Annotated in this window: 18 protein-coding genes and 1 tRNA gene; 6 read left to right on the forward strand and 13 right to left on the reverse strand. The window is 67.6% G+C overall.

The genetic code is table 11. From position 1 onward, the window contains the following. Positions 1-23: 23 nt before the first annotated feature. The 6 genes from AQ619_RS05125 to AQ619_RS05150 form a co-directional block, all read right to left on the reverse strand. Positions 24-272 carry a hypothetical protein gene (locus AQ619_RS05125; protein ID WP_062145144.1) on the reverse strand — a complete coding sequence of 83 codons (249 nt, stop codon included), beginning with the start codon at positions 270-272 and terminating at the stop codon, positions 24-26. A gap of 584 nt (positions 273-856) precedes the next feature. Beyond that, positions 857-1558, reverse strand: coding sequence for an ABC transporter ATP-binding protein (locus AQ619_RS05130; RefSeq protein WP_062145146.1), 702 nt, complete (start codon positions 1556-1558; stop codon positions 857-859). Beyond that, positions 1555-2760 (reverse strand): ABC transporter permease, encoded by a 1206-nt coding sequence (locus AQ619_RS05135; protein ID WP_062145148.1) that lies wholly within the window; start codon positions 2758-2760, stop codon positions 1555-1557. Before AQ619_RS05135 ends, AQ619_RS05130 begins: the two co-directional genes overlap by 4 nt. Before the next feature lie 4 nt (positions 2761-2764). Further along, the gene (locus tag AQ619_RS05140) at positions 2765-3838 is read right to left on the reverse strand and encodes an efflux RND transporter periplasmic adaptor subunit (protein ID WP_236849535.1); all 1074 of its coding nucleotides are present in this window, start codon (positions 3836-3838) and stop codon (positions 2765-2767) included. A 141-nt stretch (positions 3839-3979) separates the two neighbouring features. Next, positions 3980-7261 (reverse strand): amidohydrolase family protein, encoded by a 3282-nt coding sequence (locus tag AQ619_RS05145; protein WP_062145150.1) that lies wholly within the window; start codon positions 7259-7261, stop codon positions 3980-3982. 210 nt (positions 7262-7471) lie between these two features. Further along, on the reverse strand, positions 7472-8683 hold the full coding sequence (locus AQ619_RS05150) for an NADP-dependent isocitrate dehydrogenase (RefSeq protein ID WP_062145152.1): 1212 nt from the start codon (positions 8681-8683) through the stop codon (positions 7472-7474). Between the two features lie 233 nt (positions 8684-8916). Between AQ619_RS05150 and AQ619_RS05155 the strand changes: the two genes are divergently transcribed. Next, positions 8917-11424 carry an ATP-binding protein gene (locus tag AQ619_RS05155; protein WP_062151293.1) on the forward strand — a complete coding sequence of 836 codons (2508 nt, stop codon included), beginning with the start codon at positions 8917-8919 and terminating at the stop codon, positions 11422-11424. A 54-nt stretch (positions 11425-11478) separates the two neighbouring features. Here AQ619_RS05155 and AQ619_RS05160 read toward each other — a convergent pair whose 3' ends face one another. The 5 genes from AQ619_RS05160 to hutI all read right to left on the reverse strand — a co-directional run bounded on the left by AQ619_RS05160 (position 11479) and on the right by hutI (position 16986). Then, on the reverse strand, positions 11479-11661 hold the full coding sequence (locus AQ619_RS05160; RefSeq protein ID WP_062145154.1) for a hypothetical protein: 183 nt from the start codon (positions 11659-11661) through the stop codon (positions 11479-11481). A gap of 108 nt (positions 11662-11769) precedes the next feature. Next, complete coding sequence (gene hutU, locus AQ619_RS05165; protein WP_062145156.1) at positions 11770-13434, reverse strand: urocanate hydratase; 1665 nt, start codon at positions 13432-13434, stop codon at positions 11770-11772. After that, a complete protein-coding gene (gene hutG / locus AQ619_RS05170; protein WP_062145158.1) occupies positions 13431-14249 on the reverse strand; it encodes an N-formylglutamate deformylase in 819 nt (272 codons plus the stop codon). The genes hutU and hutG overlap by 4 nt, the downstream gene beginning before the upstream one ends. Further along, on the reverse strand, positions 14249-15799 hold the full coding sequence (gene hutH, locus AQ619_RS05175) for a histidine ammonia-lyase (RefSeq protein WP_166504320.1): 1551 nt from the start codon (positions 15797-15799) through the stop codon (positions 14249-14251). The genes hutG and hutH overlap by 1 nt, the downstream gene beginning before the upstream one ends. After that, positions 15784-16986, reverse strand: coding sequence for an imidazolonepropionase (gene hutI, locus AQ619_RS05180; protein ID WP_062145162.1), 1203 nt, complete (start codon positions 16984-16986; stop codon positions 15784-15786). The genes hutH and hutI overlap by 16 nt, the downstream gene beginning before the upstream one ends. Before the next feature lie 84 nt (positions 16987-17070). On the opposite strand from hutI, the gene AQ619_RS05185 reads away from it, so the two are divergent. After that, on the forward strand, positions 17071-18459 hold the full coding sequence (locus AQ619_RS05185) for a formimidoylglutamate deiminase (RefSeq protein ID WP_062145164.1): 1389 nt from the start codon (positions 17071-17073) through the stop codon (positions 18457-18459). After that, positions 18456-19166, forward strand: coding sequence for a histidine utilization repressor (gene hutC, locus AQ619_RS05190; protein WP_062145166.1), 711 nt, complete (start codon positions 18456-18458; stop codon positions 19164-19166). The genes AQ619_RS05185 and hutC overlap by 4 nt, the downstream gene beginning before the upstream one ends. Before the next feature lie 345 nt (positions 19167-19511). On the opposite strand, the gene AQ619_RS05195 is transcribed toward hutC, so the two are convergent. Both AQ619_RS05195 and ybaK read right to left on the reverse strand, forming a co-directional pair. After that, positions 19512-19588: transfer RNA gene (locus AQ619_RS05195), tRNA-Met, on the reverse strand. 107 nt (positions 19589-19695) lie between these two features. Beyond that, the gene (gene ybaK, locus AQ619_RS05200) at positions 19696-20169 is read right to left on the reverse strand and encodes a Cys-tRNA(Pro) deacylase (RefSeq protein WP_062145167.1); all 474 of its coding nucleotides are present in this window, start codon (positions 20167-20169) and stop codon (positions 19696-19698) included. Positions 20170-20250: 81 nt separating this feature from the next. On the opposite strand from ybaK, the gene AQ619_RS05205 reads away from it, so the two are divergent. The 3 genes from AQ619_RS05205 (at position 20251) to AQ619_RS05215 (ending at position 24532) form a co-directional block, all read left to right on the forward strand. After that, a complete protein-coding gene (locus AQ619_RS05205) occupies positions 20251-21936 on the forward strand; it encodes a copper resistance system multicopper oxidase (RefSeq protein WP_062145169.1) in 1686 nt (561 codons plus the stop codon). Then, positions 21933-22814 (forward strand): copper resistance protein B, encoded by an 882-nt coding sequence (locus AQ619_RS05210; protein WP_084745765.1) that lies wholly within the window; start codon positions 21933-21935, stop codon positions 22812-22814. The genes AQ619_RS05205 and AQ619_RS05210 overlap by 4 nt, the downstream gene beginning before the upstream one ends. A 128-nt stretch (positions 22815-22942) precedes the next feature. After that, a complete protein-coding gene (locus AQ619_RS05215; RefSeq protein WP_062145171.1) occupies positions 22943-24532 on the forward strand; it encodes a fatty acid--CoA ligase in 1590 nt (529 codons plus the stop codon). The last annotated feature ends 71 nt before the right edge of the window (positions 24533-24603 follow it).

Genomic DNA, 24603 nt, shown 5'->3' on the forward strand with positions numbered 1-24603 from the left:
ACGGCCCCCGGACCCTGTGAAGGTTAACGCGGCATAGAAGGGGTATTCGGTTCTGCATCGCAAGGGGCTTCGCGCGAGGAGGGACCTGGGGGGACTCGGCCGCCCTGAAAGATCGAGGCCATGTCGACGTCGCACTCGGCACGCTTGAGTTCGATCATGTCGGCGAGCGCACTGATCTTCTTGACCAGCGCCGCCGTCAGCCAGGCATGGCGGTGCGGTCGTGACGGACCCTTGCTGGCGCGGCGAGGACGCGGCGAGCGATGACGGGGCATGGAGAGGCTCCTTTCCGGCCGCATGACGGCCCTTTGATGCAAAATCCAGACGCAGGTTTTCGGCCTCGCGCCAGGGCTGCGAAGTTTGGGGAGGGATGCGAGGCACCGGGCTGCGCCCGGATGAAAACTTGATGTACCGTTTCGACGAAACCCGGGGGCCCCGCGCGGTCGTTTTCCGCCAGCGTTCCGGCAGGTGGCGCTGTTGACGCCTTACCGAAACCCGCGCCGCACGGTTTCCCGGGCGCCGCGACGAACGAGGCACGAGGGCCGAAGGCATCTCCCGTGTGTTTCCTCATTCACGCCGACGGCGGGCAGGCCTGGCCAGCAACCAGGTCCCCGGACCGTCCGGGTATCCCCCCCGGACCTGGCCCCGCTCGACCACCCCCCTGGGCCGCAAAGGTCGCTGGCCGCGCGCCCTCCCCATCGCCCCGAGGTAAGACCAGTATACGGCGGTGTGGATCACCGTGGCGTTGGCGCGTTCCAGGCGTGGAATATCAAGGGCTTAGGTTCAGATAGCAGGGTGGATGAACGGGTTTCGAAGCCCCAGGCCCAGACTGGTCGAGCCTCGCCTTTGGCAGAGCGGTTCAGGCGTCGATGGTGCGGCTGACATTGGAGACCAGCTTGCCGTCCCTCAGGGTGAGCTGGCGGCTGCAGCGTGCTGCGACACCTTCATCATGGGTGCAGATCAGGAAGGTGGCTCCGTCTTCCCGGTTCACTTCCCGCATCAGGGCCAGTACCCGTTCCGCCGACTCGCGATCCAGATTGCCGGTCGGTTCATCGGCAATGATCAGGTCGGGACGGTTCATCAGGGCCCGTGCGATGGCGACGCGCTGTTTCTGACCGCCGGAAAGCCGGGTGGCGGGATAGTCGATCCGGTCCTCCAGCCCGACCCGGGTCAGCAGGTCCCGTGCGCGCGCCCGCATCTCTCGCGAGATGCCGCCGGCCGGGGCCGCAGCGGGAAAGGCGACATTCTCCAGGGCCGTAAAGTCGGGCAGCAGATGGTGGAACTGGAAGACAAAGCCCAGTCGACGGTTTCGAAACTGGGCCCGCTGCCGTTCGGAGAAATCGTCGATCCGTTCGCCACTGAGGGTCAGGCTTCCGGCCGTCGGGCGCAAAAGCAGACCGATGATCGACAGCAGGGTCGACTTGCCTGACCCCGAGGCCCCGAGCAGGGCCACGAGCTCCCCCTTGTCGAGGGTCAGGTCGATGCCGTTCAGGACGCGGGTCTCTTCGTCCCCGTTCTTGAACACCTTCTCGATGCCCTGGGCTTCCAACACGCGGGTCATTGCTGGATCGCCTCCAGCGGATCGACCTTCGAGGCCGCGCGCGCGGGGAGGATCGAGGCGATCACGGCCCCCAGGGTGGTCAGCACCAGGGCCGCCGCATAGCCGCCCCGCTCGGGCGCGATCGGCAGGACCGAGTCGCCGGCGGCATTGGTGATCCCCTGCAGCCAGATGCAGAGGCCATAGCCGGTGGCGCAGCCCAGCAAGGCGCCAACCAGGCCGATCAGCAGTCCCTGGAGCAGGAAGACCCACAGGATGAAGCTGCCCGGCACACCGAAGGCGCGCATGATCCCGACCTCGCTGCGACGACGATAGGCGGACAGCACAAGGGCGCTGGCTATGCCGATGATGATCGAGATCAGCGAAAAGACCTGGATCATGGAGCCGGTTCGGCCCTGGGCGACCAGGGCCCCCTCCAGGCTGACGTTCTTCTCCTGCCAGGGCGTTGCGCGCAGGCTCGTGGCATCGGCCAGGAACCGCGCCATGGCGCGCGCCTGATTGGGGTCCTTCAGCTTGACCTCGATATTGGTCACCCCGTCGGGCAGGACGAACAGGGGCCGGGCCGTCTGCAGCGACAGGAAGGCCACGCGCTCGTCCAGGCTTTGCAGGCCCGTCCGGAAGACGCCCTTGATGGTGAGCTGCCGTTCGACGCCACGCTCTGTCCGCAACAGAATGGATTGGCCGGCACTGAGGCCCAGGTCTTCGGCCAGGCGTGCGCCGATCAGCAGACCATCGGCCCCCAGGTCGCCATTGCCGTCGATGATGCTGGGCGAGATCGGCGAGATCGCGTCGATCCCCTGCGGGTCAACGCCGACGATCGAGACGGTCCGGACCGCCTCGCTTTTCACCAGGACGGCGCTGCCCGTGATCTGGGGACTGATCGCCGACACTCGCGGGTCGGCCCGCAGGAGCTCCAGCACCATGGGCCAATTGCGGATCTGCTGGCGCTGGAAGGTGGAGACCAGGGCCACGGATTCCACCGGCAGGTCCGGCCCTGCCAGGACCCGGGCAATGCGGGTCGGCGGTTCCAAGCTGACGTGGGCGCTCTTGCCGGTCACCTGCTCGGTCAGCAGGATCGCCAGTCCGGCTATCAGCGCCGTGATGAATACGAAGACGGTCACCCCGATCGCGACGCCCGCCACCAGCAGCAGGGTCTGGGAGGGGTTTGACAGCAGATAGCGTCGGGCGACTTTCAGGGCGAACATGGCCTTAGCCGCCCGCCTTGGCCGCCACAGGCTCGATGTGCGCGCCGGGCTTGGTCGAGGTCGGTTCCAGGACGACGCGGTCCCCGGCCTTCAAGCCGCTTTCGACGATGGCCTGAACGGAAGGCCACCGCGCCACGGTGATCTTTCTGATCTCGACCAGATTGGCGGCGTTGACGACATAGACCTTGGGCGCAGCCGTGGCATCCACGACGGCGCTGCGTGGCACGACAATCGCGGCCTGGCGCTGGTCAATGACAATGGTGACGTCGATCGAGCGACCGGGGGTCAGGGTCTGGCTGCCTTCGGCCGTCAGGCGAACCGTCCGGCCGCCGGTGCTGGAATCGACCCGGGGCGAGACCTCGGTCACACGGGCGGCAAAGATGCCGGGCGATCCTGACAGGGCCGCGCGGGCCGTCTGGCCGGCCGCCAGGCGATCGGCATAGGCTTCCTCGACCTCGGCGCGGATCTCGACGCCCCTGGCCGAGCCCAGTTGAAACAGCGGGGTGCCCGCCGCCACGACCTGGCCATTGTCGATCGGACGCACCAGCACCACGCCGGCCATGGGCGCGCGGATGGTGAATTCCCGCGAGCGCTCGGTCGAGGCCCGCAGGCCGGCATCCGCTGCGGCGACATTGGCCTGGGCCGTCTCAAGGCTCGCCTTTGCGGCATCCAGCGCCGCCTTGGCGGCAAAGCCGCGCTCATGCAGGGTCCGGGTGCGCTGATAGACCAGCTGGGCTTCCCTGGCCTGGGCCCGTGCGGCGCGGGCTCGGGCGGCATCGGCCTGCGTCTGGGCCTCTTCGACGGTCGCCAGGATCACCGCCATCGGGTCACCGGGCTGGACCTGGTCGCCCTCGTCATGCAGCAGGCTGATGACCTGGCCCGGATTGGGCGAGGAGACCTGGATGAGCTCGGCCGGGCGGGCGCGACCGACCACCGACAGGGCCTGTTCGATCGTGCGGGGCTCGATCACAAGGACCGCAACCTCTTGCGGGCGTCGCGAGGCCAGCACCCAGGCCGTCACAGCGACCACCAGGGCCGCTGCAACGACGAAGAACCAGGGTCTTGGGATGGCGCGCATGATCAGGACACTCGCGGAGGCAGGACGAGTCCTGCTCCTGCGCGTCCGGTCCCCGCATGGCAAGGTCCCAAATGGCCCGGCCGGCTCTGGCGGCGCAGGCCTGCCCTGTACCGAGCGGCCCAGGCGGCCATCGCGCGCTCCCTAGTCGCGATCGTGGCTGTGCGACTCCGTTGCTGTCGCCTCCACGCTCAGGGCCTCGCCGTCGCCGCTCTGGAACCAGAACGGCGGCCGCTCCGGCTTGCCGGCCTCGTTCATCTTGCTGTCGAACACCCGGCCATTGGCGATGGTGTAGGCAATGGTCGCGGTATTGCGGATGTCGGTCAGGGGGTTGGCGTCGAAGACCACCAGGTCGGCCAGCTTGCCGGGCTCCAGCGAGCCGAGGTCCTTGTCCATGCCGAGAGCCCGGGCTCCATTCAGGCTGCCGGCCCGCAGGGCTTCCATCGGGGTCATGCCGCCCTGGACGAAGCTCCACATTTCCCAGTGCGCGCCCAGGCCCTCGCGCTGGCCATGGGCCCCGATCTGCACCGAGACGCCGAGGCGGTTGAGGCGGGTGGCCTCGCGGGCGACGGCGATGTGGTTCAGTTCGTTGTCGGGGGTCAGGACCGGGCGGCGGGCCCGATTGTCGAGCAGGCGACGGGGCACATATTGCTGCAGGCGCGGGTCATCCCAGACCTTGGTGGCCTGGTACCAGTAGTTGTCGCCGGCATTGCCGCCGAAGGCGACCACCAGGGTCGGGGTATAGGCGACCCTGGTCTGGGGCCAGAGCTGAAGAACATCAGCATACAGACGGTCCAGGGGGATCGAGTGCTCGATGGTCGTGTGGCCGTCGATGATCATCGACATGTTGTGCTGATACAGCGACCCGCCCTCGGGCACGACCATCAGGCCCAGCTGGTTGGCGGCCTCGATGATCTGCTGGCGCTGTTCGCGGCGGGGCTGGTTGTAGCTCTTCACACTCCAGGCCCCGACCGCCTTCATGCGGCGCAGGTTGGAGAGGGCGTCATCGAGGCTGTCGACCTTGGCGGTGAACGGGGTGGTGGCCCCATAGAGGATCGCGCCGGTCGAGAAGATGCGCGGGCCCACCACCTGGCCGGCCTTCTGCAGCTCGGAATGGGCGAAGATCTCGCTGGTGTCGTTGGACGGGTCGTGAAGCGTGGTGACCCCGAAGGCCAGGGCCGCATAATTGACCCAACTGCGCTGCGGGATGATCTCGTCCGAGCCCATCGAGCCGTGCCAGTGGGCATCGATCAGGCCCGGGGTGATGGTCTTGCCGGTCAGGTCCATGACCTTGGCATCCGCCGGGATGGTGACCGAGCCCCTTGGGCCGATGGCGGCGATGCGGGCACCGTCCAGCACCACGACGCCGTCCTCGATGACCTCGTCGCCCTTCAGGGTGACCAGGCGGGCACCGGTCAGGGCCAGCTTGCCGGCCGGCTTGAAGGCGGCCTGCTTGAAGCCGAGATTGATGCCGCTCTCGGCGGGCTTGGGCAGTTCGGCCGGGGCACCCTCGATGAAGCTGAAACTGTCCTTCAGCCCACGGCTGTAGAGCTGCGGACCCAGGGCCCAGTTCAGGGTGCGGCTGTCGCCCGACCAGTGGATCCAGTCACCGGCGTCGCGGGTCACCCGGGTCTGGGGCAGGGCCTTGCCGTCGGGGGCGATGCTGACGGCGCGTCCGGTCCTGGGGAAGGGGGCGACATAGGCATTGAAGCGCTCGGTCCAGGCCACCCAGGCCTCGTCGGGCGAGACGGCGAACTCCGCGGCAAATTCCGAGGTCAGGTGGGTGCGCGGCTCGTGGCCATTCAGATCGACCGATTTCAGGGCGGCCAGCTTGTCCTGGCGGCCGCTGAAATAGACGCGGTCATTGCTGGCCCCGAACTGCGGCATGCTGCCCTTGTCGGTGATCAGGGTCGGCTCGCCCCCGGCCGTCGGGACCCGGTAGATGCCCGGATCGCGGGTCCATAGCGTGCTGAGCAGGACGCCGTCGGTCGAGGTGCGATATACGATGGTCTTGCCGTCCGGCGAGAACACCGGCTCGACGAAGCGGCCGGGGTTCTTGTTGACCTTGCGACCCTCGCCGCCGGTGGCCGGGATCACCCGGATCGAGCCCAGGTCCTCATCGTTCCAGGTGGTGTAGACGATCGATTTGCCGTCGCGCGACCAGGCCGGATAGAGCTCGAAGTGGTCCGACTGCCTGGTCAGGCGGCGCGGGGTGCCGCCGGGCAGGTCGCGGATCCACAGATGGCCCAGGGCCTCGAACACCACCGTCTTGCCGTTGGGCGCGGTGCGGGCCCAGCGGATCATCTTGACGTCGAAACTGTCGGGGGCGACCTCGACCGGGAAGCGCACGGCCTCGCGGGCCTTGCGGGTGTCGGCCACGTGGAAGGGGATGTCGCTGACGGCCTTGCTGGCCACCGCGATGCGCCGGATCTTGCCGCCGGCCCACAGCATGATCGACTGGCCATCGGGCGTCCAGCTGATCGCCGGATAGACCCCGTGGATCGCCCAGGTCTCCTGCATGTCGCGGTCGAGATGGTCATAGACCTTGGTCTCGCGCCCCGAGGCGATGTCCATCACATAGAGGGTCGACTGGAAGCGCACGCGGCGGATGAAGGCCAGCGACTTGCCGTCGGGCGAGGGGGTGGGGCGGATCGCGCCGCCGGGCCCGCCGAGGAACTTCTTCACCTCACCGGTCTCGCGGTCCAGGCGCTGGATGGCGTAGATCTCGGTATTGGGATCCTTGCTGTATTCGAAGACCCCGCCCTCGGTGACGTCGTCGCTGAAATAGAGATAGCGGCCGTCGGGCGAGAAGGCCGGCTCGCCGGAGTCCTTCTGCTGGGTGCGGCGTTCGGTCAGCTGCACGCCATTGCCGCCCGCGCGGTGATAGAGCCACATCTCGCCGGCCCCCAGCGAGCGGCCCGAGGTGAAGTGCTTGCGGCCGACGATGTACTGGCCGTCGGGCGTCCAGTCGGGCTGGGACAGCAGGCGGAAGCTCTCGCTGGACACCGCCTTGGGATTGCTCCCGTCGCGATTCATGACCCACAGATTGTCGCCGCCGCCGCGGTCAGAGGTGAAGGCGATCGACTTGCCGTCCGGCGAGTATTTGGGCTGCATGTCCCAGGAAATGCCGCTGGCGATGTTCCTGGCCTCGCCGCCGGTGATCGGCAGGACATAGAGGTCACCCATCAGGTCAAAGACGATTTCCTGGCCGTCGGGGCTGACGTCCAGCGACATCCACGAGCCTTCGGTGACGTCCAGCTTCAGGTCTTGGGTGTAGCCGGCCGGCGGGTTGCGCACGTCCCATTTGGGCTTGTCCGGCTTGGTCTCGGCCTTGGGGGCCGCTTCCGGTGCGGTGGCCGGGGTCTGGGCCAGGGCCGGGGCGCAGAGAACCAGAAAGGCCGCAGTGGCAAGCAGGACGCGCTTCATGTCGTGATTCTCCATCGATCGCGGTCGAGCTTAGCGAAGCGCAGATCAAAGAAAACGCCCCTCGGTTTCCCAAGGGGCGCTGATCGTCTTGATCCTCCCCTTGCGGGGGAGGTGGCCCGGAGGGCCGGAGGGGGCTAGCGGGGCGTTGGCCGGGATGGCCCCCTCAGTCACGCCATGACAGCTCCCCCAAGGGGGGGAGCAGCTTGGTGCCTAGGCCATGGCCTTCTTCAGGTTCTCGTCGATCTTGTCGAGGAAGCCTTCGGTGGTCAGCCACGACTGCTGATCGCCGACCAGCAGGGCCAGGTCCTTGGTCATGAAGCCGCTTTCGACGGTGTCGATACAGACCTTTTCCAGGGTGAGGGCGAAGTTTGCCAGATCCTGGTTGTCGTCCAGCTTGGCCCGGTGGGCCAGGCCGCGGGTCCAGGCAAAGATCGAAGCGATCGAATTGGTCGAGGTGCTCTGACCCTTCTGGTGCTGGCGATAGTGGCGGGTCACGGTGCCGTGGGCCGCTTCGGCTTCGACCGTCTTGCCGTCCGGAGTCATCAGCACCGAGGTCATCAGACCCAGCGAGCCGAAGCCCTGGGCGACGATGTCGGACTGCACGTCGCCATCATAGTTCTTGCAGGCCCAGACATAGCCGCCCGACCACTTGAGGGCCGAGGCCACCATGTCGTCGATCAGGCGGTGCTCGTAATGGATGCCCTTGGCCTTGAACTGCTCGGCATATTCGGCGTCGAAGATCTCCTGGAAGATGTCCTTGAAGCGGCCGTCATAGGCTTTCAGGATGGTGTTCTTCGTGGAGAGATAGACCGGATAGCCACGGCCCAGGCCGTAGGCGAACGAGGCGTGGGCGAAGTCGCGGATCGACTCGTCGAGATTGTACATGCCCATGGCGACGCCGGCGCTCGGAGCCTTGTAGATCTCGTGCTCGATGACTGCGCCGTCCTCGCCGACGAACTTCATCGTCAGGGTGCCCTTGCCCGGGAACAGGAAGTCGGTGGCCTTGTACTGGTCGCCGAAGGCATGGCGGCCGACGATGATCGGCTGGGTCCAGCCGGGCACCAGGCGCGGCACGTTCTGGCAGATGATCGGCTCGCGGAAGATCACGCCGCCCAGGATGTTGCGGATCGTGCCGTTCGGCGATTTCCACATCTTCTTGAGCTTGAACTCCTCGACTCGTTGCTCGTCGGGGGTGATGGTGGCGCACTTGACGGCCACGCCGTGCTTCTTCGTCGCCTCGGCGGCGTTGATCGTCACCTGGTCGTCGGTGGCGTCGCGATTCTCGACGCTGAGGTCGTAATAGTCGAGCTCCAGGTCCAGATAGGGGAAGATCAGCTTATCCTTGATGAGCTTCCAGATGATCCGGGTCATTTCGTCGCCGTCCATATCGACAACGGGATTGGCGACTTTGATCTTGGCCATTGCGGGGTCTTTCCTCTCGCGGTGGCGCGCCTGGGGCAATCTGGCGCACAGGACCAGTTCGCGGCGCGGACGGGGTGGCTATAGACTGTTGCGGCCGATGGGAAAAGCCGATCGGTAGAATGCGTAAATTCAGGGGCTGTTAGGGGACATTGGCCTTTATGGCTAACAAGGGTCTTCTGGTGGAGATCAGGGGAGACTGACAGGGCGTGCGCAGCCTTCTGCCCAACACGGAAATGACCTCGCCCCTGGCGCGGCGCCTGCTGGCGATCGTCGCGGTGCTGTCGATTGCCGTCACCGGCGTGGCGACGGCGGTGGCCTTCGTGTTCGTGCAGAAAAGCGCCACCGATACCCAGATGCGGCACCTGGTCGAATATGTCGGCGAGCGGGTGAAGACCGAGGACCGGCTGTTTTCCAATCTGGTCAAGGTGCACCAGGCCGCCAGTCTGGCCCTGACCCAGCGCCTGGACAACCGTGACGCCTCCGAGGCCAAGACCGAGTTCGACACGCTGTTTCCGACCTTTGGCGACGGCACCCGACGCACGGCACCGGTTCTCTATGACGGCGGCCGCGAGGGCCCGCATTTCGTCTACGGCATCGGTGGCTTTCTGAGAGAAGCCGACCGGATGAACCCTGCCGAAAAGGCACTGTTCGTCTCGGCTCTGGAAGTGGTGGCCAATACCGGCGAGAGCCAATTGGGCCAGTACGACAACTTCTATTTCCTGACACCCCAGACGCGGATGGTGATGTTCGGTCCCAAGCGGCCCGACAGGCTGATCTATTATCGCCGCGATGCGCCGCCGACCCTGGATATCTCCGGCGAAGAGATGACCCAGATTGCCCTTCCGGCCAACAATCCTGGCCGGACCCTGAAGTGCACCAAGCTTCGCCGCCTGATCTCCGATCCCAGTGGCCGGGGCCTGAACGCCGCCTGTGTGACCCCGTTCTACTTCAAGGGCCAGTTCATGGGGGCCTGGGGTACCAGCCTGTCCCTGGATTCCTACCTGCTGCGCGCCGTCGGCGATGCCCTGCCGGGCGGAACCAACATGATCGTCTCCAATGACGGTGAGCTGATCGCGGCCCCCGGCCTGGCGCGCAACGGCGTGGTCGATGTCGCTCGCCTGCGCGAGTTCGAGGCCCGGGTCCAGATCAGCGACGTGATGCGACAGATTCGGGAGACAGGTCGCGAGATCGGTGCGATCCGCGATGTGCGCAGCGAAAGAGTGATCGCCTATGGACACCTGAAGGAGCCCAACTGGTGGTTCCTGATGACCTTCCCGTCCAATGACGTGGTGCTGTCGTCAATCCGGACCGCATCCTGGGTGCTGCTGTTTGGCGTCCTGGGCGTGATGCTGCAGGTGATGCTGCTCTATCGGGTGATCAGCCGCGAGCTGGCCTGGCCGCTCAACCTTCTGGCCCAGGCCGAGCGCGGGGGCGATCATGCGCAGGCTCTGAGCGTCGAGGGACGCCTGGACGAAATCGGCGACCTGGCGCGGACCCTGCGCCAGCAGCGCGAGGGCAATGAAGAGCTGCTCCGAAGCCTTGAGGTGCGGGTCGCCGAGCGGACGGTCGAACTCGAACGTGCCAACCAGGCCAAGTCGGTGTTCCTGGCCAATATGAGTCATGAGCTGCGGACGCCGCTGAACGGGGTCATCGCCATCGGGGACCGTCTGGTGGACGAGGACAATCCCCAGACCCGACGTGACCTTGCCGGTCTGGTAGCCTCATCGGGCCGGCTGCTGGAGCAGGTGCTGGGCGACATTCTGGATGTCTCGAAGATCGAGGCCGGCCAGTTCCACCTCAACCCCGCACCCTTCGATCTTGAGCGACTGGTTCGCGACATGGCCGAACTGCACGCTGCGGTCGCCGAGGCCAAGGGGCTGGATTTCACCTGGTCTTTCGCGCCGGATGTGGCGGGCGGCTATTTGGGCGACGCCGGTCGGATCAGCCAGATCCTGTCCAACCTCCTGGCCAACGCGGTCAAGTTCACCGTCAAGGGCTCGGTCAACCTGACGGTCGAGTCGCGGGACGATCGCGTGGTCTTCACGGTGGCCGACACCGGGGTCGGCTTTGACGACACGGTGCGGGAGCGGCTGTTCAAGCGGTTTGTCCAGGCCGACCAGTCGATCACCCGGCAGTTTGGCGGCACCGGGCTGGGCCTGTCGATCTCGGCAGCGCTTGTCGAGATGATGGGGGGGCGGATTGACGCGCGGGCAGTGGCCGGCGCGGGCGCGACCTTTGAAGTCGAACTGCCCCTGCCGCGGACCGCGGGCGCTTTGCTGGACACCGGCAGCGAGCCGGAGAGCGAAATTTCCCTGCAGGGCCTGCGGGTGCTGGTCGCGGAAGACCATCCGACCAATCGCAAGGTCGTGGAGGTCGTGCTTGAGCCGTTTGGCGTCGACCTGACCATGGTCGAGGACGGCGCGGCGGCCCTGGCGGCTGTCCGCGCCGACTCTTTCGACGCTATCCTCATGGATATGCAGATGCCGATCATGGACGGCCTGACCGCGACCCGAGAGATCCGGGCGCGCGAGGCCGCCTTGGGTCTGCCACCCGTTCTGATCGTCATGCTGACGGCCAATGCCATGGAGGAACATATCGCCTCGGCCAAGGCGGCCGGAGCCGACCTGCACCTGGCCAAGCCCCTGCATCCCGCCCAGCTGCTACAGGCCCTGGCCGGCACCCGGAGCGATGCACCGGGTCTCTCTACCCAGACAGCCGGCGCGGCGTCGGGTAGCGACTAGGCCCGAGCCTGGGACCGGGCCGGGAGGTCCTTCCACACCCACCGGGCGCGGGCGCTACAGTCCGGCGAAGAAGCGGACATCCAGGGCGAAGATGCCGTGGGTCAGGGCATAGATGGCGTACCACAGGGCGGCATTGGCGAGCGCCATGACCAGGACCGACAGACCCAGCGGCCATTGGCTGGCGCGGCGCTTGGTGCGGCGGGCGTCATAGGGGGCGGGGTGCAGGGACAGGGCCATCTTTGATCTCCGTTAACCCTGAACAGGATCGAGATTGAGTCGGTTCCACGCCATTGCGACATTCGCCGCGCGCCGCCTTGTCGCACCCCGGTCCCGTCAGGCCACGGTCTAGAGGATGCCGGGAAGGTCCAGGGCCTTGTCGCGGGCGCAGGTGCGGGCGTCCTCATAGCCTGCATCGGCATGGCGCATGACGCCGCTGGCCGGGTCGTTCCACAGCACGCGTTCCAGCCGCCTTGCGGCGGCCTCCGTCCCATCCGCCACGATGACCATGCCGGCATGCTGCGAGAAGCCCATGCCGACGCCGCCACCATGGTGCAGCGACACCCAGGTGGCCCCGGAGGCGGTGTTGAGCAGGGCGTTGAGCAGGGGCCAGTCGGACACGGCGTCCGAGCCATCCTGCATGGCCTCAGTTTCGCGATTGGGCGAGGCAACCGAGCCGGAGTCCAGATGATCGCGGCCGATGACGACCGGGGCCTTCAGCTCGCCCGAGGCGACCATGGCGTTGAAGGCCAGACCCAGGCGGTGGCGATCGCCGAGACCCACCCAGCAGATGCGGGCCGGAAGGCCCTGGAACTTGATCTTCTCGGCGGCCATGTCGAGCCAGTTGTGCAGATGGGGATTGTCCGGGATCAGCTCCTTCACCTTGGCGTCGGTGCGGGCGATGTCTTCGGGATCACCCGACAGCGCCGCCCAGCGGAACGGGCCGATTCCCCGGCAGAACAGCGGACGGATATAGGCCGGCACAAAGCCCGGCACGTCGAAGGCCCGGGTGACGCCTTCCTCGAGCGCCATCTGGCGGATGTTGTTGCCATAGTCGACCGTGGGCACCCCGGCGGCCTGGAAGTCGAGCATGGCCTGGACGTGGACGGCCATCGAGGCGCGGGCGGCGCGGTTGACGCTGTCGGGATCGCGTTCCCGGGCCGTGGCCCACTGCTCCAGGCTCCAGCCTGCCGGCAGATAGCCGTTGATCGGATCATGGGCGCTGGTCTGGTCGGTCAGAAGATCGGGGTGGATGCCGCGCCGGACCATGTCCGGCAGCAGCTCGGCGGCATTGCCCAGCAGACCGACCGAGACAGGCTTGCCGTCGAGCCGGGCTTCGGTGATCCAGGCCAGGGCCTCGTCGAGGTTCTCGGTCGACCGGTCCAGATAGCCGGTGCGCAGCCGCATTTCGATCCGGGAGGGCTGGCACTCGATGGCCAGGCACGAGGCCCCGGCCATCACCGCCGCCAGGGGCTGGGCCCCGCCCATGCCGCCCAGGCCGGCCGTCAGCAGCCAGCGGCCGGACAGGTCGCCGGCATAGTGCTGGCGGCCCATTTCCACAAAGGTCTCATAGGTGCCCTGAACAATGCCCTGGGCACCGATATAGATCCACGATCCGGCGGTCATCTGGCCGTACATGGCCAGGCCCTTGCGATCCAGTTCGTTGAAGTGCTCCCAGGTCGCCCAGCGGGGCACCAGATTGGAGTTGGCGATCAGCACCCTCGGGGCGTCGGCATGGGTGCGGAAGACACCGACCGGCTTGCCCGACTGGACCAGCAGGGTCTGGTCGTCCTCCAGCCGCCTCAGGGTCTCGACGATCTTGTCGAAGCTTTCCCAGTCGCGGGCCGCCCGGCCGATGCCGCCATAGACGACCAGCTCCTCCGGGCGTTCGGCGACGTCGGGGTCCAGATTGTTCATCAGCATCCGCAGCGGAGCCTCGGTCAGCCAGGACCTGGCCGTAAGCTCGGGGCCGGTGGCGGCGCGGATGACGCGGCTGTTGTCGCGGCGGGTCATGCGGGATCTCTCGCAAAGGCCATGCAGGCGGAAAGGACTTCGGACAGGACCGCGCGCAGCGGCGCGGCCTGGTCGGGGCGGTAGGGGGAAGGCCAGGTGTCGGGCGTCGGCGGCGTGGCCGGATCATCCATGTAGCCGCGGCAGGCCAGCTCCATCTGGATGGCGTGGACGCCCAGCGCCGGCTGGCCGTAGCGTCGCGTGGTCCAGCCGCCCTTGAAGCGGCCGTTGGTGACGCGGGAATGACCCGAGCCGTCGCAGGCGGCCTCGACCGCCGTGGTCAGTACCAGGTCGCAGCTGCCGCCGCTGTTAGTGCCAAGGTTGAACTGCGGCAGCTGGCCGTCGAACAGGCGCGGCACGAGAGAGCGGATCGAATGGGCCTCGTAGAGCACGACCCGCCTATGGCTTTCGCGCAGCCGGGCGATCTCGGCGGTCAGCGCGGCATGATACGGATCGAAAAAGGCGACGCGCCGACGGTCGATCTCGGCAGCGTCCGGTGCCATGCCGTCGCGATAGAGCGGTTCGCCGTCGAAGGTCGTGGTCGGGCAAAGCTCGGTGGTGGTCTGACCCGGATAGAGCGAGGCCCCTGATGGGTCGCGATTGACGTCGATCACGGTGCGCGAGATGGCCGTGCGGATCACCGTGGCCCCCAGATCGTGCGCAAAATCATAGAGCCGGTCGACCCACCAGTCGGCGTCCTTGCGGGCCAGCCAGGGCGAGACGAGGTTGGCCGCTATGTCGTCCGGGATCTCGACGCCGGTATGAGGCAGGCTGACGACCAGCGGGGCCTCGCCGGGATCGACGGTCAGCCAGGTCATTACACGACGCCCGGCAGGTCACTCGCCACGCCGATGACCGCGCCGGAGCGGACCAGATGGTTGGCGGCCTCCATGTCGGGATGGAAATGGCGGTCATCGTCCAGATGCGGTACCGCCTTGCGCACCAGGGTCCGCAGCGCCTCCAGCACGGGGCTCGACTTCAGCGGGGCATGGAAGTCGCAGCCCTGGGCGGCGGCCAGCAGTTCGATGCCGATCACCGCCGTGGCGCTCTCGACCATGGCCAGCAGGCGCCGGGCCCCATGGGCGGCCATCGAGACATGGTCTTCCTGGTTGGCCGAGGTCGGGATCGAGTCGACGCTGGCCGGATAGGCCTTCTGCTTGTTCTCCGACACCAGGGCGGCGGCGGTGACCTGGGGGATCATGAAGCCGGAATTGAGGCCCGGCTTGGGGGTCAGGAAGGCCGGCAGGCCCGACAGGGCGGGATCGACCAGCATGGCGATCCGGCGTTCGGCGATCGAGCCGATCTCGCAGACGGCCAGGGCAATCATGTCGGCGGCGAAGGCCACCGGTTCGGCATGGAAGTTTCCGCCCGACAGGGCCTCGTCGACGCCGTCCGCACCGCCCGGGAAGATCAGCGGATTGTCCGACACACCGTTGGCCTCGGTTGCCAGGGTGGTCGCCGCCTGTTTCAGCACATCGAGGGCCGCCCCCATCACCTGGGGCTGGCAACGCAGGCAGTAAGGGTCCTGGACCCGCTCGTCTTCCTTCAGATGCGAGGCGCGGATGGCCGAGCCGGCCATCAGGCTGCGCAGGGCGGCGGCGGTCTCGATCTGGCCGACATGCCGGCGCAGGGTATGGATGCGGGGGTCGAAGGGGGTGTCAGAGCCCTTGGCCGCCTCGGTCGACAGGGCACCGGTGACCAGGGCCGACTGGAACAGGAGCTCGGCCTCGAACAGGGCCGCCAGGGCATTGGCATTGGAGAACTGGGTGCCGTTCAGCAGGGCCAGGCCCTCCTTGGGACCCAGGACCAGAGGCGAGAGGCCGGCATCGGCCAGGGCCTCGGCGGCGGGGACCCGGACACCGTCGACAAAGATCTCGCCGACCCCGATCAGGGTCGCGGCCATATGGGCCAGGGGAGCCAGATCGCCCGAGGCTCCCACCGAGCCCTGGCAGGGGACGACCGGCGTCAGGTTCCTGGCCAGCATGGCCTCCAGCAGCTGCACCGTCGCGACCCGGACGCCCGAAGCCCCCTGGGCCAGGCTCGCCAGCTTCAGGGCCATCATCAGCCGGATGACCGCAACCGGTGAGGGCTCGCCCGTGCCGGCGGCATGGGACAGGACGATGTTGCGCTGCAGGGTTTCGAGATCGGCGTCGCCGATGCGGACGCTGGCCAGTTTCCCGAAGCCGGTATTGATGCCGTAGACCGGCTCGCCGCGCGCCAGGATGCGTTCGACGGCTCTGGCGCTCTCCGCGATCACGGGCCAGGCGTCATCGTGCAGCCGGGCCGGGGCACCGCGATAGATCTTTTGCCATTCGAGGAGAAAGACTTCGCCGGGATGGAGAACAACCATGGTCAATGACCCTTCCAGACACGGGCATGGAGCGGGTTGAAGCCCATGCGATAAACGAGTTCAGCGGGACGCTCGATGTCCCAGAGAGCCAGGTCGCAGACCTTGCCGATCCGCAGCACACCCCGGTCCGACAGTCCAAGGGCCCGGGCCGCTTCACGGGTGACGCCGGCCAGGCACTCCTCGACGGTCATCCGGAACAGGGTGGCGGCCATGTTCATGACCAGCAGGGGCGAGGTCAGGGGCGAGGTGCCGGGATTGCAGTCGGTCGCCAGGGCCATGGGCACGCCGGCCGCACGCAGGGCCTCGACGGGCGGGCACTGGTGCTCGCGCGTGAAGTAGTAGGCCCCGGGCAGCAGGGTCGCGACGGTGCCGGACGCGGCCATGGTCTCGATCCCGTCCGCATCCAGATGCTCCAGATGGTCGGCGGACAGGGCCATCAGCCCGGCGGCCAGGGCTGCGCCGTTCTGGTTCGACAACTGCTCGGCGTGGATCTTGATCTTCAGCCCGTGCCGGTGGGCGGCCTCGAACACCTTTCGGGCCTGGGCGCGGGTGAAGCCGATGGTCTCGCAGAAGACATCGACGGCGTCTGCCAGGCCGGCCGCAGCCACGGCGGGGATCATCTGGCTGCAGACCAGATCGACATAGCTGTCCGGATCGTGCCGGAACTCCGGCGGCACGGCATGGGCGGCGAGCAGGGTGGTGCGGATGTCGATCCTGCGGTGGTCGGCCAGGGCGCGCGCGGCGCGCAGGCACTTGAGTTCGGCCTCCAGCGACAGGCCATAGCCGGACTTGATCTCGACCGTGGTCACCCCTTCGGCGATCAGGGCGTCGAGCCGGGGCAGGGCGGTGGCGACCAGATCGGCCTTGGAGGCCGCGCGGGTGGCCGTCATGGTCGAGACAATGCCACCCCCGGCCCGGGCGATCTCTTCGTAGGAGGCCCCGGCCAGACGCAGCTCGAACTCGTGGGCCCGGTCGCCGGCAAAGACCAGATGGGTATGGGGATCGATCAGGCCGGGCGTGATCCAGCGGCCCTCGCAGTCGATCGTTTGGGCAGCGTCGAACGCGGGGGCCTCGGCCTGGGGTCCGGCGTAGGCAATGCGGCCGTCCAGCGCCGCGACTACGCCGCGGTCGACTTCGCCGAGGCCTTCGCGCTCAGGGTCCAGCGTGGCGAGTCGGGCATTGATCCAGACCCGATCACAGCGCATGAGCTCCCTCCCAGGACGCGCGCCAGGACCTTGCGAGGCGCTTCAATATGTATAGACATATTTGCGAATGATGAGGTTTGTCCAGTGACCGACGCTGAGAATTCCGGGAACGCAGGATCGAAGGTGGTCTGGTGCCAGAGCGCCCTTCTGGCCGATGGCTGGGCACGCAGTGTCCGCCTGACCCTCGCGGGCGGACGCATCACCCGGATCGATACGGACGCCCCGGCCGGCGATGCGATCCGCCTGGGTCCCGCCCTGCCGGGCCTGGCCAATGTCCACAGTCACGCCTTTCAGAGGGCCATGGCCGGCCTGGCCGAGGCGCGGGGCGATTCCGGCGACAATTTCTGGACCTGGCGCGAGGTCATGTACCGCTTCCTGGAGCGGCTCGGCCCAGATGAGGTCCAGACCATCGCCGCCATGGGCCAGGTCGAGATGCTGGAGGGCGGCTTCACCCGGGTCGGCGAGTTCCACTATCTGCACCACGACCCGTCGGGCGGCTTTTATGACGACCCGGCCGAGATGGCCGTGCGGATCGCCGCCGCCGCGGACGAGACCGGCATCGGCCTGACCCTGCTGCCGGTCTTCTATGCCCACGCCAATTTCGGCGGTGCGCCACCGACCGATGGACAGAAGCGCTTCATCCACGACGTCGACGGGTTCGCGCGCCTGGTCGAGCGCTGCCGCGAGATCGTCTCCGGCGTGCCCGAGGCGGTGGTCGGGATCGCGCCTCACAGCCTGCGGGCGGTGACGGCCGAGGAGCTGGACGCCATCCTGCCCCTGGCCGGCGACGGCCCGGTCCACATGCATGTGGCCGAGCAGACCAAGGAGGTCGACGACTGCCTGGCCGCCACTGGCCAGCGGCCCGTCCGCTGGCTGATGAACCACACGCCGGTCGACCGTCGCTGGTGCCTGATCCACGCCACCCACATCAATGCGGTGGAGACCGAGCGCCTGGCCCGGAGCGGGGCGGTGGCGGGCCTGTGTCCGGTCACCGAGGCCAATCTGGGCGACGGCGTCTTCCCGACCCATGACTATCTGGCCGCCGGCGGGGCCTTCGGTCTGGGCACCGATTCCAACATTCTGATCGAGGCCGCCGAGGAAGTGCGGGCCCTGGAATATGCCCAGCGCCTGACCCGTCGCGCCCGCAATGTGCTGGCCGGCGGACCCCGGCGCTCGACCGGTGGCGACCTGTGGCGCGGGGCCTGCGCGGGCGGGGCCCAGGCCCTGGGCGCAGGGCAGGGCGGGCTCAAGCGCGGGGCAGCGGCGGATTTCATCACCCTGGATCCGGAGCATCCGGCCCTGGTGGGACGCGAAGGCGACACCCTGATCGACAGTCTGGTTTTCGCCGGCCGCCGGGGGGGCATCGACACCGTCTGGAGCCAGGGGCGTCAGGTGGTCGCGGGCGGGTGCCACCATGCCCGCGACGCGATCACGGCCCGCTATCGCCAGACCCTCAAGGCCCTGCTGGCGTGAGCCCGGTTCCGCTGCACCAGCGCATACGCGGCGAGATCGAAGACCGCATTCGCTCGGGCGACTGGCCGCCGGGCCATCGGGTTCCGTTCGAGACCGAGCTGATGGCCCAGTATGGCTGCGCGCGCATGACGGTCAGCAAGGCCATGGCCGCCCTGGTCGAGGCGGGCCTGATCGTGCGCCGCAAGCGAGCGGGCTCGTTCGTGGCCCGGCCGAGAGTCCATGCGCCGGTGCTGAACATCCCCGACATCCAGTCGGCGATCCTGGCCAGGGGCGAGACCTATGCTTTTCGCCTGCTGTCGCGCCAGACCCGGAGCGCCGCGCGGGGCCATGCCGACGAACGCGAGCTGGCGGCGGGCGGCAAGCTGCTGGCCCTGGACGGTGTCCATGACGCCGGCGGCCGGCCCTTCGCCCTGGAGCGCCGCCTGATCAGCCTGAAGATCGCGCCGGAGGCCGCCACGGCCGACTTCTCGACCCTGCCGCCGGGGGCCTGGCTGCTGGACCATGTCGCCTGGACCGAAGCCGAGAGCCGGATCAGCGCCATCAATGCCGACCCCGACGTGGCGGCCCTGCTCGATCTCGACGAAGGCGCAGCCTGCCTGGTCGTCGACCGCCGCACCTGGCGGGCCGGCGAACACGTCACCCGCGTGCGCCAGGTGTTTCCGGGCGAGGCCTATGACCTTGTGGCGCGGTTCGGGCCGGGGGCTTAGGGGGCTGAGACCATTCTCCCCTTGCGGAAGAGGGGTCGAAAGCCCCGTCCCGCAAGACCGCGAGACCCCTCATCAATCACCGTCATCCCGCGACGTGTTCGCGGGACCCATCGTTCCTCCGCGCCGCGAGCAAACGGCGGTCCGCCGACCGTTAAGCCGACAAATGGGTCCCGTGGACAAGCCACGGGATGACGGGAATATGGGGATAGAGGGGCGCTGTGTCCCCGTCGCAGGGAGAGGGTATCTGGTACCGGCCCAAAGCGGAGACGGGCGTCCAAGCTGAGCAGGGCCGCTCGCACGCATTGGCGAGACGCCAGCGAAGTCAAAACCTTGGGAAATCCGGCCTGGTGGTTGGAGGCGGGATCGAACCGCCGACCTGTGGGTTATGAATCCACCGCTCTAACCATCTGAGCTACCCAACCTCACCAGGACGGGAGGGGGCTTATAGGCGAGACCTTCCCGCTTGATCAAGTCGGCGAATTCACGCGCGAGGGCAAGGCCCGGCGACATCATCCGGCAAGGCCCGGGTTCAGGCCACGATCGATGCGGTTTTCGCCCCCAGGGCCGCGACCAGATCGGCGGGGGCCAGTCGCATCTGCAGGCCGCGCTGGCCGCCGTTGACGAACACATGGGGCTCGGTCAGCGCCGCCTCTTCGACGGCGGTCGGCAGGCGCTTCTTCTGGCCGAACGGACTGACGCCGCCGACCTTGTAGCCGGTGATCCGTTCGGCGTCGGGGACGGGCATCATCGCCGCCGACTTGCCGCCCAGGGCGGCGGCCAGTTTCTTCATGCTGACCTCGCGGTCCGAGGGCAGGACCACGCAGGCGGGCTTGCCGTCGAGCAGCACGACAAGGGTCTTCAGCACCCGGGCCGGATCCTCGCCCAGGGCTTCAGCGGCCTGCAGACCCACCCGTTCGGAACCGGGGTCGTAGTCATACGTAACCAGGTCGAAGGCGACTCCGGCCTTGGCCAGGCCTAGGGTGGCGGGTGTGCTTCTGGACATGGACCGGGTGGTATCCCATCTGTCCCGCAATGTGGAGCCGGGCGCGGGTCGCCTGCGGTCCAAATTGGAGATGTGCTTACGATGCAGGCCCTTGATCGCCGCCAGATGCTTGCCGCCGCCACGGGCGCGGGCCTTTCGGCGCTGCTGCCCGCCTGGGCCCGGGCCGGCACTGGCAAGGCACCTGAGGTACTGAGCGGCGAGGAGATCCACCTCACCATCGGCCACGCGCCCTTCACCGTCGACGGCAAGGCGGGCCACGCCATGGCCATCAACGGCACCGTGCCGGGACCGCTGATCCGCCTGAAGGAAGGCCAGAACGTCCGTCTGTTTGTGACCAACCAGCTGGATGAGGACAGTTCGATCCACTGGCACGGCCTGCTGGTGCCGTTCCAGATGGACGGTGTGCCGGGGGTCAGCTTCCCGGGGATCAAGCCCGGCGAGACCTTCGTCTACGAGTTCAAGGTTCGCCAGGCCGGCACCTACTGGTACCATAGCCATTCGGGCCTGCAGGAGTTGATGGGCGTCTATGGCCCCATGGTCATCGACCCGGCGGCGGCCGAACCCGCGCCCTATGACCGTGAGCACGTGGTGGTGCTGTCGGACTACAGCTTCCAGCATCCGCACCAGATCATGCGCAAGCTGAAGGCCCAGGCCGGCTATTTCAACGATCAGAAACAGACGGTGGTCGGACTGCTGGCCGGGCGCGACCAGTCGCTGAAGGACCGTGTCGAATGGTCGAAGATGCGGATGGACCCGACCGACGTCCTGGATGTCACCGCCTCGACCTATCGCTATCTGATCAACGGCCAGGGCGTCGCCGACAACTGGACGGGCCTGTTTTCTCCGGGCGAGCGGGTGCGGCTCCGTGTCATCAATGCCGGCGGCATGACGGTGTTCAATGTCCGTCTGCCCGGCCTGGCGATGAGCGTCGTCCAGGCCGACGGCCAGGACGTGCGGCCTGTCACCGTCGAGGAGTTCCAGATCTCGCCGGCCGAGACCTATGACGTGATCCTCCAGCCCGCCGAGGCCCGCGCCTATGCGCTGGTGGCCGAGGCGTCCGATCGCTCGGGACTGGTTCGCGGGACCCTGGCCCCTAGGCCCGGCCTGAGCGCCCCGGTCCCGCCGCTGCGCGCCCGGCCCCTGGCGACGATGAAGGATATGGGCATGGATATGTCGGCCCATGCCGGTCACGACATGTCGGGCATGAGCATGAGCATGCGCGACGGGGCCAATGCGCCCGGCGTCCGGCTGGGTCCGGGCGTCCAGACGATCTCGCCCATGCCGATGGACCGCCTCGGCGAGCCGCCCCAGGGCCTGGAGGGTGTCGGCCACAGGGTGCTGGTCTATACGGATCTCGTGGCGCTGAGCCCCAATCCCGATCCGCGACCGCCCGGCCGCACGGTCGAGATCCACCTGACCGGCAATATGGAGCGCTTCATGTGGGCCTTTGACGGCGAGGCCTTTGGCCCGCTGAAGAAGCCCATCGCTTTCCAGCGCGACGAGCGGGTCCGCGTGCTGCTGGTCAATGACTCGATGATGGCCCATCCGATCCACCTGCACGGCCACTTCTTCGAGGTGGTCAACGGCCATGACGGCTTCCAGCCGCGCAAGCATACGGTCAGTGTCGCGCCCGGCAGCAAGGTCGCCTTTGACCTGACAGCTGACGAACCCGGCGACTGGGCCTTCCACTGCCACATGCTGCTGCACATGCATGCCGGCATGTTCAACATCGTCACCGTGCGGCCGCTCGATGGAGCCCCGGCATGAGCCCGGCGGTTCTGATGGCCCTGGCCCTGATGCAACACGAGCATCACCAGATGACGCCGGCGCCCACGCCGGTTCAGCAGGCTGCGCCGGTCGATTCGCATGCGGGCCATGACATGTCGAAGATGGCCGATCCGCATGCCGGTCACGACATGTCGGCCATGGCCCCACCCGCCGTTGCCGCGACGGTGCCGGCCGTGCCGAGCGACCATGCTGCCGAGCGCTTCTTTGATCCCGCCCTGATGGCCTCTGCCCGGGCGGTCCTGCGCCAGGAGCATGGCGGGGGGCGCTACTGGAAGGTGCTGGCCGACCAGGCCGAGCGCCGCGCGCGCGACGGATATGACGCCTCGGCCTTCGAGGGCGAAGGCTGGCTGGGAGACGACTTCGGCAAGTGGGTGATCAAGGCGCGCGGTGAACATGTCGACGGCCACGGCTGGGAGCATGCCGAACTGCAGGCGCTGTATGCCCGGCCGATCGGTCCCTATTTCGACCTCGAGGCGGGGCTGAGACAGGATCTGGAGCACGAGGGACGCACCTATGCCGCCCTGGGCGTCGAAGGCCTCGCGCCCTACTGGATCGAGACCCGGGCCACGGCCTTCCTGTCGGATCGCGGCGACCTGTCGGCCCGGATAGAGGCCGCGCACGAGCTGCGCCTGACCACGCGCCTGATCCTGCAGTCGAAGCTCGAGACCCACCTGGCCGAGGGGGAGGGCGAGGCTGAGCTGGGCCTACGCCTGCGCTACGAGATCCGCCGCGAGTTTGCGCCCTATGTCGGCATCCTGCGGCAGCGGAGCTTTGGCGAGGCAGCTGATCTGGCGCGCTTGGCAGGGGAGCGGACGGGCGAAACGAGCTTGGTATTCGGCGTGAGGACCTGGTTCTAGGCCTTTGTGACCGCCTGCCCCAACGGCATGGCTTTACCGATGCGGAAGGGCGCCCCAACATCTGTTTGACCTGAGCGGAAGCGGCGGATCCACACGCTGCGCCTCAGGCCACAGGGAGATCAGGGCCAATGTCAGAGATCGATTTCGACCGCATGCCGACCCTGGGCGATGTCGCCCGCTATCATGCCGAGGCCCGCCCGGACGCAGTGGCGCTCAGCTTCGAGGGGCGCGACACGACCTTCGCCGACTTCGACCGCAAGACCAGCCGGGTCGCCAACGCCCTGATTGCCGCCGGCCTGAAGACCGGCGACCGCGTGGCCTATGTGGGCAAGAACTGCGACCTCTATTTCGAGCTGCTGTTCGGTGCGGCCAAGGCCGGCGTGGTCACGGCCCCGATCGGCTGGCGACTGGCTCCGCCGGAGGTCGCCTATATCGTCGGCGACAGCGACGCCAAGCTGGTTTTCGTCGGTCCGGAACTGGTCGACCAGATCGAAAGCGTCGCGGCTGAACTGGCCTGGCGACCCGAGGTGGTGGTCATGGAACCCGTGGCGGGCGACGCCCACCGCACCTTCGAGGCCTGGCGCGATGCGCAAGCCGATGCCGACCCCCGGGTCGCCATCAAGGTCTCGGACATCGCCATCCAGCTCTACACCTCGGGCACCACGGGTCGCCCCAAGGGCGCGATGCTGACTCATGACAACCTGCTGTCCATGCGCAAGCTGGCTGCCGAGTACCCCCTGGCCTGGAACCAGTGGGGACCCGAGGATGTCAGCCTGGTGGCCATGCCCGTGTCCCATATCGGTGGCACCGGCTGGGGTCTGGTGGGCCTTCTGAACGGTGCCAAGGGCGTGGTGGCCCGCGAGTTCGATCCGTTCAAGGTGCTGGACTATATCGAGCACGACCGGATCTCGAAGATGTTCATGGTGCCCGCGGCCCTGCAGATCGTGGTGCGCCAGCCCCGGGCCCGCGAGGTCGACTATTCGCGCCTCTCCCACATCCTGTACGGTGCCGCGCCCATTCCGCTGGATCTGCTGCGCGAGTGCATGGAGGTGTTCGGCTGCGGATTCGTCCAGCAGTACGGCATGACCGAGACCACCGGCACGGTCGTCTATCTGCCGCCGGAGGACCATGACCCGGCCGGTAATGCGCGCATGCGCTCGGCCGGCCTGCCGATGCCGGGCGTGGAGCTGAAGGTCATGGACGAGGCCGGAAACAGCCTGCCGCCCAACGCTGTGGGCGAGGTGGCCGTGCGCTCCGGGGCCAACATGGCCGGCTACTGGAAGCTTGAGGACGCCACGGCCAAGACCATCGATGCCGACGGCTGGCTGCGCACCGGCGACGCCGGCTATCTGGACGAAGACGGCTATCTGTTCATCCACGACCGGGTGAAGGACATGATCATCTCCGGCGGTGAAAACATCTATCCCGCCGAGGTCGAGAGCGCGGTCTACGGCCATCCGCATGTGGCCGAGGTGGCGGTGATCGGGGTGCCGGACGACAAGTGGGGCGAGGCGGTCAAGGCGGTCGTCGCCCTCAAGCCCGGCGCGCCCCGCGATCCGGACAGCATCATCGCCTTTGCCCGTACCCGGATTGCCGCCTTCAAGGCCCCCAAGAGCATCGATTTCATCGACGCCCTGCCGCGCAACCCGTCAGGCAAGATCCTGCGCCGCGAACTGCGAGCCCCCTACTGGGAGGGACGGTCGCGGCAGGTGAACTGATAGGGCCGATGCTGCGGGGCCTCTGCTGTCCGGTCATCTTCCCCCTCCGGGGGAGGAGCGCCGATGGCGTG

Origin of the sequence: Caulobacter henricii, from assembly GCF_001414055.1 — a bacterium.
Taxonomy (GTDB): Bacteria; Pseudomonadota; Alphaproteobacteria; order Caulobacterales; family Caulobacteraceae; genus Caulobacter; species Caulobacter henricii.

What these genes read in the sequence shown, in the direction of transcription:
- AQ619_RS05125 (WP_062145144.1), bottom strand. Translation starts at nt 272, where the DNA reads ATGCCCCGTCATCGCTCGCCGCGTCCTCGCCGCGCCAGCAAGGGTCCG.
- AQ619_RS05130 (WP_062145146.1), bottom strand. Translation starts at nt 1,558, where the DNA reads ATGACCCGCGTGTTGGAAGCCCAGGGCATCGAGAAGGTGTTCAAGAAC.
- AQ619_RS05135 (WP_062145148.1), bottom strand. Translation starts at nt 2,760, where the DNA reads ATGTTCGCCCTGAAAGTCGCCCGACGCTATCTGCTGTCAAACCCCTCC.
- AQ619_RS05140 (WP_236849535.1), bottom strand. Translation starts at nt 3,838, where the DNA reads ATGCGCGCCATCCCAAGACCCTGGTTCTTCGTCGTTGCAGCGGCCCTG.
- AQ619_RS05145 (WP_062145150.1), bottom strand. Translation starts at nt 7,261, where the DNA reads ATGAAGCGCGTCCTGCTTGCCACTGCGGCCTTTCTGGTTCTCTGCGCC.
- AQ619_RS05150 (WP_062145152.1), bottom strand. Translation starts at nt 8,683, where the DNA reads ATGGCCAAGATCAAAGTCGCCAATCCCGTTGTCGATATGGACGGCGAC.
- AQ619_RS05155 (WP_062151293.1), top strand. Translation starts at nt 8,917, where the DNA reads ATGACCTCGCCCCTGGCGCGGCGCCTGCTGGCGATCGTCGCGGTGCTG.
- AQ619_RS05160 (WP_062145154.1), bottom strand. Translation starts at nt 11,661, where the DNA reads ATGGCCCTGTCCCTGCACCCCGCCCCCTATGACGCCCGCCGCACCAAG.
- hutU (WP_062145156.1), bottom strand. Translation starts at nt 13,434, where the DNA reads ATGACCCGCCGCGACAACAGCCGCGTCATCCGCGCCGCCACCGGCCCC.
- hutG (WP_062145158.1), bottom strand. Translation starts at nt 14,249, where the DNA reads ATGACCTGGCTGACCGTCGATCCCGGCGAGGCCCCGCTGGTCGTCAGC.
- hutI (WP_062145162.1), bottom strand. Translation starts at nt 16,986, where the DNA reads ATGCGCTGTGATCGGGTCTGGATCAATGCCCGACTCGCCACGCTGGAC.
- ybaK (WP_062145167.1), bottom strand. Translation starts at nt 20,169, where the DNA reads ATGTCCAGAAGCACACCCGCCACCCTAGGCCTGGCCAAGGCCGGAGTC.
- AQ619_RS05205 (WP_062145169.1), top strand. Translation starts at nt 20,251, where the DNA reads ATGCAGGCCCTTGATCGCCGCCAGATGCTTGCCGCCGCCACGGGCGCG.
- AQ619_RS05210 (WP_084745765.1), top strand. Translation starts at nt 21,933, where the DNA reads ATGAGCCCGGCGGTTCTGATGGCCCTGGCCCTGATGCAACACGAGCAT.
- AQ619_RS05215 (WP_062145171.1), top strand. Translation starts at nt 22,943, where the DNA reads ATGTCAGAGATCGATTTCGACCGCATGCCGACCCTGGGCGATGTCGCC.